The organism is Enterobacter sp. SST3 (genome assembly GCF_000286655.1).
GTDB classification, from domain to species: domain Bacteria; phylum Pseudomonadota; class Gammaproteobacteria; order Enterobacterales; family Enterobacteriaceae; genus Enterobacter; species Enterobacter roggenkampii.
In genome coordinates, this window is sequence record NZ_ALNS01000023.1 from 173,085 (window position 1) to 188,089 (window position 15,005).

12 protein-coding genes and 1 pseudogene are annotated in these 15,005 nt (G+C 56.1%); 1 reads left to right on the forward strand and 12 read right to left on the reverse strand.

The genetic code is table 11. The features are described from left to right. Positions 1-43: 43 nt before the first annotated feature. The 10 genes and pseudogenes from B498_RS07765 to B498_RS23390 all read right to left on the reverse strand — a co-directional run. Positions 44-277, reverse strand: coding sequence for a YgdI/YgdR family lipoprotein (locus tag B498_RS07765; protein WP_008502027.1), 234 nt, complete (start codon positions 275-277; stop codon positions 44-46). Between the two features lie 139 nt (positions 278-416). Further along, the gene (gene carB, locus B498_RS07760) at positions 417-3,641 is read right to left on the reverse strand and encodes a carbamoyl-phosphate synthase large subunit (RefSeq protein ID WP_008502028.1); all 3,225 of its coding nucleotides are present in this window, start codon (positions 3,639-3,641) and stop codon (positions 417-419) included. 18 nt (positions 3,642-3,659) lie between these two features. Further along, the gene (carA, locus tag B498_RS07755) at positions 3,660-4,808 is read right to left on the reverse strand and encodes a glutamine-hydrolyzing carbamoyl-phosphate synthase small subunit (protein ID WP_008502029.1); all 1,149 of its coding nucleotides are present in this window, start codon (positions 4,806-4,808) and stop codon (positions 3,660-3,662) included. Positions 4,809-5,262: 454 nt separating this feature from the next. Continuing rightward, positions 5,263-6,084 carry a 4-hydroxy-tetrahydrodipicolinate reductase gene (gene dapB / locus B498_RS07750; RefSeq protein WP_008502030.1) on the reverse strand — a complete coding sequence of 274 codons (822 nt, stop codon included), beginning with the start codon at positions 6,082-6,084 and terminating at the stop codon, positions 5,263-5,265. A 205-nt stretch (positions 6,085-6,289) separates the two neighbouring features. Continuing rightward, positions 6,290-7,240, reverse strand: coding sequence for a 4-hydroxy-3-methylbut-2-enyl diphosphate reductase (gene ispH, locus B498_RS07745; RefSeq protein WP_008502031.1), 951 nt, complete (start codon positions 7,238-7,240; stop codon positions 6,290-6,292). A gap of 1 nt (position 7,241) precedes the next feature. Further along, positions 7,242-7,691, reverse strand: a complete 450-nt coding sequence (gene fkpB / locus B498_RS07740; protein ID WP_008502033.1) for an FKBP-type peptidyl-prolyl cis-trans isomerase — start codon at positions 7,689-7,691, stop codon at positions 7,242-7,244. 117 nt (positions 7,692-7,808) lie between these two features. Continuing rightward, positions 7,809-8,309, reverse strand: coding sequence for a signal peptidase II (gene lspA / locus B498_RS07735; protein ID WP_008502034.1), 501 nt, complete (start codon positions 8,307-8,309; stop codon positions 7,809-7,811). Continuing rightward, positions 8,309-11,125 carry an isoleucine--tRNA ligase gene (gene ileS, locus B498_RS07730; protein ID WP_008502035.1) on the reverse strand — a complete coding sequence of 939 codons (2,817 nt, stop codon included), beginning with the start codon at positions 11,123-11,125 and terminating at the stop codon, positions 8,309-8,311. The genes lspA and ileS overlap by 1 nt, the downstream gene beginning before the upstream one ends. 45 nt (positions 11,126-11,170) lie before the next feature. Beyond that, the gene (ribF, locus tag B498_RS07725; protein WP_008502036.1) at positions 11,171-12,097 is read right to left on the reverse strand and encodes a bifunctional riboflavin kinase/FAD synthetase; all 927 of its coding nucleotides are present in this window, start codon (positions 12,095-12,097) and stop codon (positions 11,171-11,173) included. Between the two features lie 7 nt (positions 12,098-12,104). Continuing rightward, a pseudogene (locus B498_RS23390) lies at positions 12,105-12,311 on the reverse strand (DUF2575 domain-containing protein); the annotation flags it as partial. Positions 12,312-12,426: 115 nt separating this feature from the next. On the opposite strand from B498_RS23390, the gene rpsT reads away from it, so the two are divergent. Next, positions 12,427-12,690: a 30S ribosomal protein S20 gene (rpsT, locus tag B498_RS07720; RefSeq protein WP_008502037.1), complete on the forward strand. Its 264-nt coding sequence runs from the start codon at positions 12,427-12,429 to the stop codon at positions 12,688-12,690. Positions 12,691-12,749: 59 nt separating this feature from the next. Here rpsT and nhaR read toward each other — a convergent pair whose 3' ends face one another. Together nhaR and nhaA are read right to left on the reverse strand one after the other, a co-directional pair. Further along, a complete protein-coding gene (nhaR, locus tag B498_RS07715; protein ID WP_008502038.1) occupies positions 12,750-13,649 on the reverse strand; it encodes a transcriptional activator NhaR in 900 nt (299 codons plus the stop codon). Positions 13,650-13,707: 58 nt separating this feature from the next. Next, positions 13,708-14,883: a Na+/H+ antiporter NhaA gene (gene nhaA / locus B498_RS07710; RefSeq protein WP_008502039.1), complete on the reverse strand. Its 1,176-nt coding sequence runs from the start codon at positions 14,881-14,883 to the stop codon at positions 13,708-13,710. Positions 14,884-15,005: the final 122 nt, after the last annotated feature.

Sequence of the window (15,005 nt, forward strand, 5' to 3'; positions counted from 1 at the left end):
CCTGAAAGACTAAAAGCCGTGGCAAACGCCACGGCTTTTTTTATTAGTTATCCAACTCGCCCATTGATTTCACCTGATCGCAGTTGATCTGCTCGGTCTGACCCGTTTCCGCATTTTTATACGACACCAGACCGGTATCGTCATCGACCTGTGGTTTTCCGTCGGTGACAATGGTTTTGCCATCGGTGGTTTTCACTGCCTGGTTAGAGGAACAGCCCGCGACGGTAAACGTTGCAGTGGCGGCAAGAAGGGTGGCGATCAGTAATTTATTTTGCATGGTGTTTTCCCCTGCTCTCAGTTGAATTTCGTTATCGACCTAACAATTTTAGGCTAACTGACTGAAAGAGGATGAAAAACCAGAAGGTTCTGAAGATGGGGTGAATGCCCGGCAACCGAACGGCACCGGGCATTTTTACTTACTTGCTAATCTGCGCGTGCATTTCCTGAACCGAAATCACCTTCTCGGTAGCATCCGCATTCAGCGCCATGGCCGTTGCGAAACCGCCGTTCAGGGTGGTGTCGTAGTGCACTTTGTACTGCAGCGCGCTGCGGCGAATCAGCTTGGAGTCTTCAATCGCCTGGCGGCCTGCGGTGGTATTGATGATGTAGGTGTATTCGCCATTCTTGATACGATCCTGAATGTGCGGACGACCTTCATGCACCTTGTTCACCAGACGCGGGTTGATACCCGCTTCGCCCAGCACAATTGCCGTACCGTGGGTCGCGTCCAGCTCAAAGCCCTGCTTCAGCAGCTTGGCCGCAAGGTCAACCACGCGCTCTTTATCGCCTTCGCGAACAGAGAGCAGCGCACGGCCCGATTTTCTCATGGTCGAGCTGCTGCCCAGCTGCGCCTTGGCAAACGCTTCTGCGAAGGTGCGGCCCACGCCCATCACTTCCCCGGTTGAGCGCATTTCTGGCCCTAACAGCGGGTCAACGCCCGGGAATTTGTTGAACGGCAGCACCACTTCTTTCACCGAGTAGTACGGTGGAATGATCTCTTTGGTCACGCCCTGCTGTGCCAGCGTCTGGCCTGCCATCACGCGCGCCGCCACTTTCGCCAGCGGAATGCCGGTGGCTTTAGAGACGAACGGGACGGTACGTGCCGCACGCGGGTTGACTTCAATCAGGTAGACTTCGTTGTCTTTCACCGCGAACTGGACGTTCATCAGGCCGCGAACCTGCAGCTCGAAGGCCAGCTTCTGCACCTGCTGGCGCATCACGTCCTGAATTTCCTGGCTCAGGGTGTACGCTGGCAGAGAACAGGCAGAGTCGCCGGAGTGCACGCCCGCCTGCTCGATATGCTCCATGATGCCGCCAATCAGCACCATTTCGCCGTCGCAGATGGCGTCAACGTCCACTTCTACCGCATCGTCGAGGAAGCGGTCGAGCAGCACTGGTGCATCGTTGGAGACGCTCACCGCCGTCTGGAAGTAACGACGCAGGTCGGCTTCGTCGTAGACGATTTCCATCGCGCGGCCGCCCAGGACGTAGGAAGGACGCACCACCAGCGGGTAGCCAATCTCTTTCGCCTTCTCTACGGCCTGTTCGATGGCCGTCACCGTGGCGTTCGCTGGCTGTTTCAGCTTCAGACGGTCAACCGCCTGCTGGAAACGCTCGCGGTCTTCCGCGCGGTCAATCGCATCCGGGCTGGTCCCGATAACCGGTACGCCTGCCGCTTCCAGCGCGCGCGCCAGCTTCAGCGGAGTCTGACCACCGTACTGCACGATAACGCCTTTTGGCTTCTCGATGCGCACGATTTCCAGCACGTCTTCCAGGGTCACCGGCTCGAAGTAGAGGCGGTCAGAGGTGTCGTAGTCGGTGGAGACGGTTTCCGGGTTACAGTTGACCATGATGGTCTCGTAACCGTCTTCACGCAGCGCCAGCGAGGCGTGTACGCAGCAGTAGTCGAACTCGATGCCCTGGCCGATACGGTTTGGACCGCCGCCCAGCACCATAATCTTGTCGCGGTCAACTGACGGATTCGCTTCGCACTCGTCTTCATAGGTGGAGTACATGTACGCGGTGTCGGTAGAAAACTCTGCCGCACAGGTGTCGACGCGCTTGTAAACCGGGTGCAGGTCGTACTGGTCGCGCAGCTTGCGGATCTCCGCTTCGCGCACGCCCGCCAGTTTAGCCAGGCGCGCATCGGCGAAGCCTTTACGCTTCAGCATGCGCAGGAAGTCTGCGTCCAGGCCGTTGATGCCCAGCTCTGCCACTTTCTCTTCCAGACGCACCAGCTCTTCAATCTGTACCAGGAACCAGCGGTCGATGTTGGTCAGGTTGAACACGCCGTCGACGGACAGGCCGGCACGGAAGGCATCGGCGATGTACCAGATGCGCTCCGCACCCGCGTCTTTCAGCTCGCGGCGGATTTTGGTCAGCGCTTCAGGGTCGTCCAGGCTCACTTTCGGGTCAAAGCCGGTCGCGCCCACTTCGAGGCCGCGCAGCGCTTTCTGCAGGGATTCCTGCTGCGTGCGGCCAATCGCCATCACTTCACCGACGGATTTCATCTGGGTGGTCAGGCGGTCGTTGGCGCCGGCAAATTTCTCGAAGTTGAAGCGTGGAATTTTAGTCACAACGTAGTCGATGGACGGCTCGAAGGACGCAGGGGTGCGGCCACCGGTGATGTCGTTCATCAGCTCGTCGAGGGTATAACCCACCGCCAGTTTCGCCGCCACTTTCGCAATCGGGAAGCCGGTCGCTTTAGAGGCCAGCGCGGAGGAACGGGACACGCGCGGGTTCATTTCGATAACAATCAGACGGCCGGTTTTCGGGTTTACGGAGAACTGCACGTTAGAACCGCCGGTTTCCACGCCGATTTCACGCAGTACCGCCATCGAGGCGTTACGCATGATTTGATACTCTTTGTCGGTCAGCGTCTGGGCTGGCGCAACGGTGATGGAGTCGCCGGTGTGGATACCCATCGCATCGAAGTTTTCGATGGAGCAGACGATGATGCAGTTGTCGTTTTTATCACGCACCACTTCCATCTCGTACTCTTTCCAGCCAATCAGCGATTCATCAATCAGCAGCTCTTTGGTTGGGGAAAGATCCAGACCGCGTTCGCAAATCTCTTCGAACTCTTCGCGGTTGTAGGCAATACCGCCGCCGGTGCCGCCCATGGTGAACGATGGACGGATGATGCACGGATAGCCCACTTCAGCCGCAACGGCCAGCGCTTCTTCCATGTTGTGTGCGATACCGGAGCGCGCGGTGTCGAGGCCGATTTTCTTCATCGCCACGTCGAAGCGGCGACGGTCTTCGGCTTTATCAATCGCGTCGGCGGTCGCGCCAATCATGGTCACGCCGAACTCGGCCAGCACGCCCTGACGCTCCAGCTCCAGCGCGCAGTTCAGCGCCGTCTGGCCGCCCATGGTCGGCAGCACCGCATCCGGGCGCTCTTTTTCGATGATTTTACGTACCACTTCCCAGTGAATCGGCTCGATGTAGGTTGCATCAGCCATTTCCGGGTCGGTCATGATGGTGGCCGGGTTAGAGTTCACCAGGATGACGCGGTAGCCCTCTTCACGCAGGGCTTTACACGCCTGCGCGCCGGAGTAGTCGAATTCGCAGGCCTGGCCGATAACGATCGGGCCAGCGCCAAGGATCAGGATGCTTTTTATGTCTGTACGTTTTGGCATTGTCTTCTCGGCTCCTGATTATTTAGCGGTCTTACGGTATTGCTCGATGAGTTCGATGAAGTGATCGAACAGCGGCGCGGCGTCGTGCGGGCCCGGGCTCGCTTCCGGGTGGCCCTGGAAGCTGAATGCTGGCTTATCGGTGCGATGAATCCCCTGCAGGGTGCCATCGAACAGCGACTTATGGGTCACGCGCAGGTTAGCCGGCATTGAGGCTTCATCGACGGCGAAGCCGTGGTTTTGCGCGGTGATCATCACCGTGTTGTTATCGATATCTTTCACCGGGTGGTTACCACCGTGGTGGCCGAACTTCATCTTGACGGTGTTCGCACCGCTCGCCAGCGCCAGCAGCTGATGGCCGAGGCAGATGCCGAATACCGGGATGTCGGTTTCCAGGAAGGACTTGATGGCGGCGATGGCGTAATCGCACGGTGCCGGGTCGCCAGGACCGTTGGACAGGAAAATACCGTCCGGATTCATCTTCAACACTTCTTCGGCAGACGTTTGTGCAGGCACTACCGTCAGGCGGCAGCCGCGGTCAACCAGCATGCGCAGGATGTTGCGCTTGGCGCCAAAATCGTAGGCCACCACGTGGAACGGCAGCTCGCTCTCTTTTTTCGCTTCCGGCAGGTCGCCTTCCAGCGTCCAGCTACCCTGAGTCCAGCTGTAGGCTTCAGCGGTAGTCACTTCTTTCGCCAGGTCCATGCCGTTCAGGCCCGGGAAAGCTTTCGCTTTTTCCAGCGCCAGCGTCGTATCGAGGTTATCACCTGCGATGATGCAGCCGTTCTGTGCACCCTTCTCGCGCAGCAGACGCGTTAACTTACGGGTATCGATATCGGCAATCGCCACGATGTTATGGCGCTTCAGGTAAGAAGAGAGATCTTCAGTGTTGCGGAAGTTGCTGGCAATCAGCGGCAGGTCACGAATGACAAGGCCTTGCGCATGTACCTGAGAGGATTCTTCGTCAGCCGCATTGGTGCCGACATTGCCGATATGAGGATAAGTAAGAGTAACGATTTGGCGAGAATAGGAAGGATCAGTGAGGATTTCTTGATAACCGGTCATTGAAGTATTGAAAACGACTTCCCCAACCGCCGAACCCGTTGCCCCTATGGCCCGACCGATAAACTGGGTTCCGTCTTCCAGAACCAATAGCGCTGACTTAATCAAAACACCCTCCAGAGAATATTCACTCACTTTATTTGCATATTAATTCATAACCATGTCATGGATCAATGCAAATGTGTTGCCAGCGGATTTTTGGCAAACGGCGGCATTCTGGAGATTTGGTGGGTAAAAGTCAACTTAAAACCGACATTTTGTTTAGTCTTTTGCGTATCTGACGAGGTGAGTGAAGCTTAAGCGACAAAAAGATCAGGTAAATCACTACGGAAAACGCTTGCGCACCGGGTTTAATGAAAAATGAGTCGGCACAGCATCAAAAAGTGGACCAAATGGTCAAAATTTACATTTAAGTAACGAAAATCAAGGGGAATAACTATACTTTCAAGGATAAAAAAACAAAATGAGCACGAAACGGATAAAATAAAAGGGCAATAAATTATTGCCCTATGCAATCAAATGATTACGACTGCAATAACCACATCACGATGGGTAATAATGCTTACAAATTGTTGAGATCCAGCACATCTCTCATATCAAAAAGACCATTTTTTTTCTCTTTCAGCCACAAAGCGGATCGAACGGCACCATTGGCAAACGTCATTCGGCTGGACGCTTTATGCGTAATTTCGACGCGCTCGCCAATATCGGCGAACATCGCGGTATGTTCGCCGACGATGTCACCCGCCCGGACGGTTGCGAAACCAATGGTGCCTGGCACGCGTTCCCCGGTGTGGCCTTCGCGGGCATAGACCGCACAGTCTTTTAAATCTTTATCAAGTGCATGAGCAATCGCTTCGCCCATCGCCAGCGCCGTGCCGGATGGCGCATCAACCTTATAGCGGTGGTGAGCTTCAACAATCTCAATATCGGTGTAGTTGCCCATCACCTTCGCGGCCTTCTCCAGCAGCTTCAGCATGACATTAACCCCCACGCTAAAGTTTGCGGCGAAGACAATCGCAATCTCTTTGGATGCATCCTGGATAGCCTGCTTGCCCGCATCGTCAAAACCGGTGGTGCCGATCACCATCCCCTTGCCGTGCTGGCGGCAAAATGCCAGATGCGCGAGCGTCCCTTCCGGGCGGGTAAAATCGATGAAGACATCGAAGTCCTCTTTAACCGCATCCAGGCTGCTTTGTACGGTTACGCCGGTCTTTCCCGCGCCCGCCAGCTCACCAGCATCGGTCCCCAGAAGTGATGAACCGTCACGCTCCAGCGCCGCGCCAAGTGCTACGCCATCCATCTGAAGTGCCGCCTGAATCAGCTGACGGCCCATACGTCCACCCGCGCCCGCAATGGCGACACGGATCTGTGCATCATGCATAGTTATTCTCTTACGTTAAAATGATGTAAACCGTTTTCAGATTAACCAGCCTTTCTGAGCACTGCCAACTGAAAACACCAATAATTAGAATTTAACGTGAAACCGACTTAAATATCAGTAAAAGACATGATTTTGTCGTCACGATAAAGTAACGGGTAAAAAAAAGGCCAGCACAGGAGGTGCTGGCCTTTCATCAGAAAAGGGACTATTCGACTTCGCGGGCGTCGATGCGCAGTTCTTTCGGCACTTCGAAAACAATGTTCTCTTCACGTCCTTCCAGCGGCACCGCTTCGCCGCCGCCCAGCTCCTGCAGACGGGAAATGACGTTTTGTACCAGAATATCCGGCGCGGACGCCCCGGCCGTCACGCCAACGCAGGCCGCGTCTTTAACCCACGCTTCCTGAATATCCGTGGCATCGTCGATCAGGAACGCCGCCTTCCCCATTCGCTGTGCCAGTTCAGCCAGACGGTTAGAGTTGGAGGAGTTCTTAGAGCCGACCACCAGCACCACGTCCGCCTGTTCAGCCAGCGCGCGCACCGCTTCCTGACGATTGGTGGTGGCGTAGCAGATGTCATCCTTGCGCGGCCCGACGATTTTCGGGAAGCGCTGACGCAGGGCGTCAATCACGTCTGAGGTATCGTCGACGGAGAGCGTCGTCTGGGTCATAAACGACAGACGGGATTCGTTCTTCACGTTCAGCGTCAGGACATCTTCCGGCGACTCTACCAGATACATTCCCCCTTCCGGGTTGCTGTACTGGCCCATGGTGCCTTCAACTTCCGGGTGACCGGCGTGGCCAATCAGAATCGACTCTTCACCGCGACGGCTGGCGCGCGCCACTTCCATATGCACCTTGGTTACCAGCGGACAGGTCGCATCAAAGACGGTCAGATCGCGACTTTTCGCTTCGTTACGGACCGCCTGAGAGACGCCGTGCGCGGAGAAGATCAGGATCGCACCGTCAGGCACTTCGCTGATCTGCTCGATAAAGATGGCACCGCGTTCGCGCAGGCTGTCGACCACGTAGCGGTTATGCACCACTTCGTGACGCACATAAATCGGCGCGCCGTAAATCTCCAGCGCGTTTTCAACAATGCTGATAGCGCGGTCTACACCGGCGCAAAAGCCGCGCGGGTTAGCCAACAGGATCTGCATTTCAGGCCTCCAGTACCGGATCGATTTCCAGCACTTCAACATCAAAATGAACGGTACGCCCGGCAAGCGGATGGTTGAAGTCAACGGTAATCGAGTCGCCGTTGATTTCGCGGATCACGCCAGGCATTTCGCTGCCGTCCATAGCGGTAAAGAGCATAATTGCCCCGATCTCCGGTTCACCCGCGTCCATAAACTCACGACGGGAGAAATACTGGATCAGATCCGGGCTTGGCACGCCAAACGCGGCATCCGGCTCCAGCGAAAAGGCTTTTTTCTCACCCTCTTTCAGACCGAGAAGCTGCTGTTCAAGGCCTTCAGACAGGGAGGTATCACCAAGACGAAACAGGGCCGGTTTGCCGTTATTGCGGGTGGATTCAGCCGTTGAGCCGTCATCCAGCTTCAGCGTAAAGTGAACGAGAACCGCGCTGTTGCTCTGTACGGATTTAGACATGCAAATTGCTCGCTTGTTTTGGGTCACCTGTTGCCCGGTGGCGCTACGCTTACCGGGCCTACGGGAAGCCACAAATTCTGTAGGCCGGGTAAGCGTAGCGCCACCCGGCATTGATGCTTACGCCTGCTCTTTCGCGGCCGGTTTAGGCAAGAAGCCTTCCAGCACGATTAACGCCGCACCGATGCAAATGGCGCTATCGGCGAGGTTAAAGGTCGCGAAGTGCCAGTCGCCGACGTAGAAGTCGATCATATCGACCACAAAGCCGTGCCACAGGCGATCAAACAGGTTGCCCAGCGCGCCGCCAATGATCAGCGCGTAGGCGATGTTATTCAGCTTTTGCGTTGCCTTCGAGCGGTACATCAGCACCGCCAGGATCACGCAGATACCGAGAGCGATACCCGCAAAGAACCAGCGCTGCCAGCCACCGCTGTCGGCAAGGAAACTGAACGCCGCACCGTAGTTGCGCGCGTAGTGCAGGTTAAGCGACGGGAACAGCGGCACCGTCTCCCCCAGAGCAAAGTTCTGGAGGATCAGGAACTTGCTGCCCAGATCGATAATCAGCACCACCACAACCAGCCACAGCCAGCGCAGTCCTGTTGAACAGAGAGTTTTACTCATCAGGCAAACTTACGTTTTTCGCCGTCACCGGCGACGTTGCTTACACAGCGTCCGCAGATGTCTGCGTGTTCCGCCACCTGACCGACATCGGTGGTGTAATGCCAGCAACGCGGGCATTTCTCACCGTCGGCTTTGCTCAGCGCGACTTTCAGTCCTTTGAGCAGTTCGCTCTGCTGAGCATCAGCAGACGCGTCAGCATAATCCGCAACTTTCGCACCGGAGGTCAACAGGACAAATCGTAATTCATCGCCCAGCGCCGTCAGCTTCGCCGCCAGCTCTGGCTCCGCGTACAGGGTCACCGCCGCTTCCAGAGAGCCGCCGACTTTCTTATCAGCACGCGCCTGCTCGATAACCTTGTTCACTTCGCCACGCACTTTCAGCAGCTCGTCCCAGAAGGCATCGTTCATCGCTTCGGTGCTGGAGAGATCGAACAGACCTTCGTACCATTCGCCGGTGAAGACATACTTCTCACGATCGCCCGGCAGGTAACCCCAGATTTCATCCGCGGTGAAGGACATGATCGGCGCCATCCAGCGTACCAGCGCTTCTGCGATATGGAACAGCGCGGTCTGGCAGCTACGACGCGCCACGCTGTCCGCTTTCGCGGTGTACTGGCGGTCTTTGATGATGTCGAGGTAGAACGAGCCCATCTCGATGGAGCAGAAGCGCATCAGGCGCTGCACCACTTCGTGGAAGTCATAAGACTCATAGGCCTTCAGGATATCTTCCTGCGCCGCTTTCGCGCAGCCTACCGCCCAGCGGTCCAGCACCACCATCTCTTCCGGTTTCACCATGTCTTTTGCCGGATCAAACCCGTTCAGGTTCGCCAGCAGGAAGCGCGCGGTGTTACGGATACGACGATAGCTGTCGGCAGCGCGTTTCAGGATCTCGTCAGACACCGCCATTTCGCCGGTGTAGTCGGTCGACGCCACCCACAGACGCAGAATGTCTGCGCCCAGCTTGTTCATCACATCCTGCGGAGAAACGGTATTACCGATAGATTTAGACATCTTACGGCCCTGACCATCCACGGTGAAGCCGTGAGTCAGTACCTGACGGTAAGGCGCTTTACCCTTCATGGCGGTAGAGATCATCAGAGATGACATGAACCAGCCGCGGTGTTGGTCAGACCCTTCCAGATACATATCGGCAGCGTGACCGGCAAACTCCGGACGCACGTCAACCACGGAGGAGTGGGTAGACCCGGAATCGAACCATACGTCCAGGGTATCCGGCACTTTCTCGTAGTTGTCAGCATCAGCGCCCAGGATGTCACGGGCGTCGAGATCCCACCACGCCTGGATGCCGTCAACTTCGACGCGCTTCGCCACTTCTTCCATCAGTTCCAGGGTGTTCGGGTGCAGCTCATGCGTCTCTTTATGCACGAACAGCGACATCGGCACGCCCCAGGTACGCTGACGGGAGATACACCAGTCAGGACGGTTAGCCACCATGGATTCGATACGCGCCTGGCCCCAGTCCGGGATCCACTGCACGCCTTTGATCTCTTTCAGAGACTGCTCGCGCAGGCCCTTCTGATCCATGCTGACGAACCACTGCGGGGTCGCACGGAAGATGATTGGCGTCTTGTGACGCCAGCAGCACGGATAGCTATGCTGCATTTTTTCAACGTGCAGCAGCGCGCCGCTGGTGCGCAGCATGTCGACAATAATGTCGTTCGCTTTGAAGACGTTGATGCCGTCCAGCGCCGGGTAGGTGCCAGGCAGGTAGGAGCCGTCCGGCCCCACCGGGTTAGCGATTTCCAGACCGTACTTCAGGCTGATGTTGTAGTCGTCAGGACCGTGGCCACCGGCGGTATGTACCGCACCGGTACCCGCGTCCAGCGTTACGTGGTCGCCCAGGATCGCCGGAACGTCGAAGTCCAGGAACGGGTGTTTGAAGCGCATCAGCTCCAGCGCGTCGCCTTTAACTGTGCCCAGCACGGTGTAATCGGCGATGTGCGCGCGCTTCAGCACACTTTCAACCAGATCTTTCGCCAGGATAACCGCCTGGCCGTCAATCTGCACCAGCGCGTATTCGAACTCACCGGATAGGGAGATCGCGCGGTTGGCTGGTAGGGTCCACGGGGTGGTGGTCCAGATCACCAGCGAGATCGGGCCGTTAACGGACGACACGCCAAATTTGGCTTTCACCGCATCCTGATCGACGGCATGGAAGGCTACGTCGATAGATGGAGAGGTTTTGTCGTAATACTCCACTTCCGCTTCTGCCAGCGCAGAACGGCAGTCCACGCACCAGTGCACCGGCTTCGCGCCTTTGTGAAGGTGGCCGTTACCGATGATTTTGCCCAGCGCACGGATGATGTTGGCTTCGGTTTTGAAGTCCATGGTCAGGTACGGATGCGACCAGTCGCCCAGTACGCCCAGACGGATGAAGTCAGCGCGCTGACCGTCAACCTGGGTGGCTGCGTATTCGCGGCACTTCGCACGGAACTCAGCGGCGGTGAATTTCTCACCAGGCTTGCCAAATTCCTGCTCAACTTTCAGCTCGATTGGCAGGCCGTGGCAGTCCCAGCCCGGAACGTAAGGCGAGTCATATCCCGCGAGTCCTTTGGACTTCACGATAATGTCTTTCAGAATCTTGTTTACAGAGTGACCAATATGAATGCTGCCATTCGCATAGGGAGGGCCATCATGCAGAATGAAGGTTTTTTTGCCTTTTTTGGCTGCACGAATGATGCCGTACAGGTCATCATCGGTCCAACGCGCCAGCATTCCCGGTTCACGCTTGGCGAGATCGCCGCGCATCGGGAACCCTGTTTCCGGCAAATTCAGGGTTGATTTATAGTCACTCATCAGATTCTCGGTTCCGTATTTATCACGTAGGCAGTTAAGCCGGGTTCAAAGCCCAAAAAACTCGCGGGCTGTTAATTCATCTCGCGCAATTTGCGCTTTGAGTTCATCCAGCGAACCAAATCGCTGCTCGTTGCGTATTTTTTTACGCAGTATCACATCTATATGGCGACCATACAGGTCCATTACAACGTCCAGCAGGTGCACTTCTAGCTGTTGACGCACACCGGCAACGGTCGGACGCGTGCCAATATTGGCGACGCCGTAGAACGGCTTATCGCCCAGTCCTGCCACTTCTACCGCATAGACCCCTTTAACCGGGGAAACCTGACGACGCAGCGGTATATTCGCCGTCGGGAAACCTATCGTGCGGCCCAGCGCATCGCCATGGACCACGCGACCAGAGATGGTGAACGGATGTCCCAGCAGGTTTTCTGCCGTATCCAGTTCATCGTTGGCCAGCGCCTGCCGCACTGCCGTGCTGCTGACGCGCACGCCGCCTTCACAGAAGGTCATCGCGCTGGTGACGTCAAAACCGTACTCCAGACCAGCCTTCTGTAATAGCAAGAAATCACCCTGACGACCAGCGCCAAAGCGGAAATCATCGCCCACGGCAAGAAACTGCACGCCAAGACGCTTCACCAGCAGGTCGCTGACGAAATTTTGTGCTGTCAGCGCGGCAAAGCGGCGATCGAAACGTACGCACAATACATAGTCCACGCCGGACTCAGCCAGATAGCGCAACTTCTCGCGCAGGCGTGTAAGACGGGCGGGAGATTTATCGCCCGCAAACAGCTCCAGCGGCTGCGGTTCGAAAAGCATCACTACAACGGGCAGGCCGCGGGCCTCCCCTTCTTTACGCAATCCCTGCAACAGCGCCTGATGACCACGATGCACGCCGTCGAAATTACCAATGGTCAGCACGCACCCGTGCGGGGCTCTGCTGAGATTATGTATGCCGCGTATCAGCTTCATGTCTGGCTCAAAACAGTGAAAATCGCCAAAGTATACCTTGTACAGCGGTTAAGGTTAACCGGCGATTGTTCGTGCAAAACAGAAAGCCGTAATGATTTCATCAGGCTGACCTTTCGCAGCGAAAAAATCTGCTCGCGAACTGCGATTTTTATGCCGAAAAGCTGTATTCACGGACAACAAGCTGGTAGAATCCTGCGCCATCACTACGTAACGTAGCGTCGCCACATTAACGGCGCTTATTTGCACAAATCCATTGACAAAAGAAGGTATAGAGGGCATATTCCTCGGCCTTTGAATTGTCCACATAGATCATATTTGGGAGTTGGACCTTGGCTAATATCAAATCAGCTAAGAAACGTGCTATTCAGTCTGAAAAGGCTCGTAAGCACAATGCAAGCCGTCGCTCTATGATGCGTACTTTCATCAAGAAAGTATACGCAGCTATCGAAGCTGGCGACAAAGCTGCTGCGCAGAACGCATTTAACGAAATGCAACCAATCGTGGATCGTCAGGCTGCTAAAGGTCTGATCCACAAAAACAAAGCAGCGCGTCATAAAGCAAACCTGACCGCGCAGATCAACAAACTGGCTTAATCGCCGCTTGTTGTTGCTTGTTTTAAAAGAACCCGCTTAACGCGGGTTTTTTTATATCTTCAGATTGCCGGTGGCGTAAACAGCGCCGAGTAGTCACGGTTACAGATTCGCTGTACCGCCGGATGCTGAATCATCCTTTCAGCAAAGATGGCGTGATACTCCTCCATCACGTTATCCACTCTGCCTATCTCCGTAATCTTGTCGTCCGAATAGAGATCGTGCGCGTAGAGCGTCGGCGCAACGAAGATGGCGTTGTGCGCTTCACCAAAGGCTTTCATCAGCGCCGCATCGTCAAATTCGCCGAGGATTTCCACGTTCAGCCCCTGCGAGTTAAACCAGTTCAGGAGCTTGCGCCCCAGCATGGAACGTCTTCCCGGCACCAGCAGTCGACGCTCTTCCAGGCAGGCCGGGAAGGGTTTCTCCGGCGGCGGATTAATGCACCAGAAGCTCACGCCGCATTCCCCAATTTTCACCGAGAACAGCCCTTCCTGCTGCGTGGAGTCGATCGGACAATCCGAGATAATCATGTCCAGCTTGTGCTGGCTCAGCTGTTCCAGCAGCATCTCGTGAGTGGATTCAAAGCAGCGCAGGTGGATTTGCTCGTCTTCGACCACCGCCGCATCCAGCACGCCGCTCACCAGCCGTTTGGACAGCGCATCCGCCACGCCAACATCAAAGAGCAGGTTCGACTCTTTGCGGTAGTTGACGATATCCAGCATCTCCTGGCTAAGGGTAAACATTTTGTCCGCGTAGCGGAAAACCAACTCACCCAGCTCGCTGGGTTCAATCCCGCGCCCCTTACGCTTGAACAGCTTGCCCTGCAAACGTTCTTCCAGCGCCTTGATTTGCCCGGTGATGGTTTGCGGCGTCAGGTAGAGCGCCTCTGCAGCCCCGACCACCGAGCCCTGTCTATAGACGTGCCAGAAGTAGTAAAGATGGTTGTAATTCAAATGAGACATCGCGTCTTCGCTCCTTGAGTGTGTTTCGGGAGAAGGATCGCCTCCTCCCGGTGTTCCGTTATGCCTGGACGGCCTGTCCGGACAATTTCACCTTCAACAAGGTATAACCAATTACGGCGGCCAGTAATGACCCGATGAGAATGCCGAGTTTCGCCCAGACGATCAGCTCAGGCGCATGCGCGCCAAACGCCAGCGTCGAGATAAAGATCGACATCGTAAACCCTATTCCACACAGCACGCCGACGGCCATAATCTGCTTAAACGTGGTGCCGTGCGGCAATGACGCCAGCTTCAGTTTCGTCGCCAGCCAGCAAAAGAGGCTAATACCCAGCGGCTTACCGATAAACAGACCGGCAATAATGCCCAGCGGCAGCACGGACGTCAGCCCGTCCAGCGTCACGCCGCCCAGCGAAACCCCGGCATTGGCAAACGCAAACAGGGGCAGGATCATAAAGGCGACCCACGGGTGCAGCACATGCTCCAGCTGTTTGGCCGGCGACTTGCCGTTCTGCGGCTTAAGCGGCACGAAGAAGCCGACGATCACCCCAGCCAGCGTGGCGTGCACGCCGGATTTCAGCACCGCTGTCCACAGCACCATCCCCACGAGGATGTAGATACCGATGCGGCGCACATTAAAGATGTTCAGCAGCGCCAGCACCGCAATCGCTCCGGCAGCCACGCTCAGAGACAGGATCGACAGATCGCTGGTGTAGAACAGCGCGATAATCACAATGGCGCCAAGGTCATCGATGATCGCCAGCGCCATCAGGAAGATTTTCAGCGCAACCGGCACGCGGCTTCCCAGCAAGGCCAGCACCCCGAGCGCAAAGGCGATATCCGTCGCGGCCGGGATCGCCCAGCCGTGACGTGCAACCGGATCCTGCCAGGTGAACGCCAGGAAGAGCAGCGCCGGCACCACCATCCCACCGAGCGCGGCAATGACCGGGAACGCCGCGCGCTGGCGGCTGGCAAGCGAGCCCAGAACCAGCTCACGCTTAACTTCAAGCCCCACCAGCAGGAAGAACACCGCCATCAGCGCATCGTTGATCCACAGCAGCATGTTCTTGTTAATTTCCAGCGCCCCGACCTTCAGCTCAACGGGCGTTTCCAGAAATGCATGATAGAGATCCCGCGTGATGCCAAGATTAGCCAGCACCATCGCGGCCGCTGCGGCAATAATCAGGAGCACGCCACCGGACGCCTCACTGCTAAAGAAACGGTGTAGTAATTTCATTTAAGTTCTCTCTTTTACAACAATACCTCGATAAAACCATAATACCAAGCCAAATAGCTCGGCAAAAACAGATTAATATTGAGTATAGATTCACTTTTACCGAGCAATAACCGTAAATAAAA